The sequence below is a fragment of the uncultured Fibrobacter sp. genome, assembly GCF_937877005.1.
GTDB lineage: Bacteria > Fibrobacterota > Fibrobacteria > Fibrobacterales > Fibrobacteraceae > Fibrobacter.
In genome coordinates this window covers 1-3,899 of the sequence record NZ_CALEFV010000112.1, presented here as the reverse complement: position 1 = coordinate 3,899, position 3,899 = coordinate 1, and the positions used below count along the sequence as shown (strand labels likewise).

The 3,899-nt window shown below is 48.1% G+C and carries 1 pseudogene; it reads right to left on the bottom strand.

The features are described 5' to 3' along the window. Window positions 1–3,866, bottom strand: a pseudogene (locus Q0628_RS05525) (hypothetical protein); the annotation flags it as partial. Between the last annotated feature and the right edge of the window lie 33 nt (window positions 3,867–3,899).

Below are 3,899 nucleotides of genomic sequence, written 5' to 3'. Positions count from 1 at the left end.
CTGTCCCCGGCACCCATTTCGGTCGTCTTGCCGTCAATCGTCACATAGACCTTCAGACCCATCTCGTTCAGAGCCTTTACGCCCTCAAACTTGAGGTAGCCCACGCGGTCAGTCGTCGCACTCAAGGCCAACTTCCATTCATGTCGGTCGTCTTCGGCACTCTTGATAGACTTGAGCAAAGCCTTCTTGCCCTCGACCACCGACAGGTTCACGAAGTCACCCATGCCTGCAGGCGGTTCCAGTCGTTCCTCGGCCGCGCCCACGCCAAGCACGTTCCAGGAATCGCCGTGGCCGCGCGTATCGCGAAGCTCGGCCTGCAAGGCCCAGCTTTCGCGAGTAGCTTTCGCCAAGGCGGCCTTCTGCAAAGCGCCAGTATTCACAGGTTCATCGAACCAAGGTTCCGCCGGGATCGGATACGGAGCCTTAGCATCGGAACGTAGCCACACCGCTTCGTACGGCTGAAGTTCTGTGACCGGTTGGAATCCGGATTCAGCAGTCCAACTCCACATTTCAGGCATAATCTCCGGCAGTTTCCCTTTCCAACCGTAGGGGTTTGCCACCATGTTCCAGCCCTTTTCCAATTCCCAAACGATTGTATGAGCTCCCTGCGCCACATCACTGCCCGTCGCCACATCGCGACGCAACACAAGGGGGCGCCCTTCCAAGGAATTGTACCACACACCCTGCTGCGCCTTCACAGCGCCACCATTATACTTCTGGTACTTCCAGACAACACCATATTCGGCAGACTCGTCCCAGTAATAGAACGCCGGATCAGCATCCCACACAATCGCGCTTTCGTCTACATCCGAAAGCGAAACCATCTGCCAAGTATTCGGAGCAACAGCAATTTCGGGTTCTACCTCAAACGATTCTGTTACGAACGACTTTTCCACAACACTGCGGCCATTAATCGTCACCTTGGCATAATAGGTACCCGGCAACAGCGAATACACAACCCAGTCGTAGGAACCCGGACCTTCAACAGACAACACCAGCGGATTAGGAAGCGAATTGCCCAAGCTATCATAAAGCGTCGCACGAACTTCTACAACGGCACCCGAATCCACCTTCCATTCGATAGGCAGATGCATTGCATTTCCATTTCTAGCCCCAGACAATTCCACCTGATGCATAGGCAAATCAGGGACACTGGGATTTTGCACCGGGTTCGGGTCTACAGGTTTCTGGCCTTCAGAGAAGTAGGCCTTCATCGGCAAATAACCCGTAATGGAATCAGCCAAGGTATCGCCATCGACTAGCTTAATACGACCGTCGATCACAATGGAATCAAGCTTATACCCATCCTGGGGAACACCACGAACCACCCATACGGACTTTGCGTAATCCTGCGGCAAAAGGACTGTAGAATCGACAGCAAAGGCATGCAGCTTTTCGGAACCACTGGAGATATCCACTTCGACAATTTCCACAGTCCCAAATATTGCATCCAGTTTAAAGCGGCGGTAATCTGCACTCGCCACACAAGCATCAGCTTTACCCCATACTGCATACAACGTCGTGTCACTCGTCAGCTTGGCACTTAAAACACTACTTGCGATAGCGCCACGATCATAATCGCCACCATCTTCCGGAGTTACAGACCAGCCGAGAGCGCATTCTGTCGGGGTATAAACCCATTGGGGCAAGTATGTCGTTCCGGTTTCCACCAAACGAATCGTTTTTTTATCAGACTCATACCCATAAATAGCATCATCGCGCCCCACATTAATACTGACATCGATAAAGCCCCCAAACACGGCATAAAGCGTATACGATTCACCCTTCCTAGGCTCAAGCTTGAACGACGTGTCACCGGGTGTAAGCGAAATCGGCATGTCGTTTCCATTCGGAGCTTTCAGTATGAGTTGTGCAAGATCGTAAGCTTTATTGGTCTGAGTCGATGTCACATGCAACGTCATCGGCACGTCCGAGGCAGGAACTTCAAGTTTTCCATCAATAAATTCATGCCAGATAGTATCGCGATCTTTTCCAAGCTTACGGTAAGACTGGCTCAAAGTCACCGAGCCATAATCGCCTTCGGCACCCGTTGTATCGACCACCTTCAAAAGCACCTCGGCTTTTTCAACCGTACAGCCAGCATCCCAGGCTCCATACAGGTCGAACGCGCCTGCATCTTTCGGGTTTGCGACTTCAAGTAGCGTGCCATCCATTTTTAGCGACGGCGTCAACACTGGATTTTCAGCATTTTCAATCCAGCCGGTAAAGCAGGCGCTAGTCGAAAGAACACCCTCGGGGAGTTTTGCCGTTTCGGCGTTTTGACGGGAATAAGATTTCGGATTTTCAAGTTCGTCCACAAACTTGTCTGTCAGGAACACATCCGCTTCACCCGCACTGATATCGAAAGTAATATTGTACGGAATCGCCGACACATACACGGAATCGATACCCAAGAACATAGACGCATCCGGAGCCTTATGAGAAGCGGCTATAGACAAGGCCTGAACCAACGAGTCCAAATCCAACATTTTAACTTCTTTAAGTTTTGCCACCCACTTCATCAACCGAGGCATATTGCCATTTTCAATAGCCTGTATATTTGCAGTCAAAGTTGCATTCACCTGCAATTCCAACTTTTCTTCGCTATCGAAATAATTCTTGGTGGAATCTCCATACACATTCACTGAAGCGCATTTCGCCGTTTTACTTCCTTTATTATAACATTCTTCAATCACGTCAACGGATTTATCGTCCAGTCCAACCCAGAAATTAACTATTAAGGAATCCAGTGTAAAGCCACGTTCAGCCACGCTGAATCCATACTTCGAAACAATATCTACGTCTGGTTGCAAAGATTTGGAGTCATCCAGTTCATGCGAGCCAACCTCAGTAAGTGCCCCATTTTTATTATAGCCGTATGTAGTGACATTGATTTTAGCATCATAATCAAACAAGCCAATTTCCACCTGAGGTAAGAAATTAATGCTCTCGCTTAAATCAACCAGCTGATAGTATAACTGAATTTCTTCCCCATTTTTATTGTCTACAGCCGATCTCAATGCCCTAAGAACACCCTCAAAATTATCCATTTGTTTTTGCGCCACCGAAATACCACTGGCAACAACATTTTTGCAACCGGCAAAGAACTTTGCGTTCGCCGGGCAGGTATAAACCTGATGCAAAATCAACTGATATCTGGTATTGTTGTAATCCAAAAAACCCGTCGGAACGATTTCCTTACTAGACAACTGGCGAACTTTTTCCACCCTCGGCCATACAAGTGTCAGGTCATCCACATAATCATCCATTGACACGGGAATAGGGGAAGTACTGCCAGCGGCTACCTGTTCCGGATTTTGCAGATAGTAAGTCACCTTTATTTCACGGTCCGTCAAACCCTTTGCTTTATCGTCTTTGGTAAAAGTTCGACCGAAATTATAAATATTGCCATTAACATCAACGACCATAAAAGCGGTGCTCAATTCAAAGTCAGAACTCAAGCCCGGTTTTAGCACAGCTTCATTTTCTGAGGATCCTTTTTCTGTATAGACATACAAAGAGCATTTTCCGGCCTCACATTTTGCAGGCAAATAATCTTTCAAGGCAGTCTTGTCATCAGCCGACAACGCATTATAATCCGCATCCGACAGGCTTATCGCAAGCTTATATGCAGTTCTTTCCGACGAAGTCAACGGCAAACTTGACTGTTTACTTTCCCACTTAACAGGGTTCGTATTAGACATCTGCGTCGCGTTCATCACATAGGTAAACAGGCGGGATTTCATGACATCCGCATCGATAACACCATTATACCAGAATGCACCGGTTTCTGCATTCACAATAACCTCACCGGAGCCATTCTTGTTCAACTCGCCATCAGCCAACAACGACACATTACCTTTCAACGCATTTCGATAGTTATAACGAACATCATACCC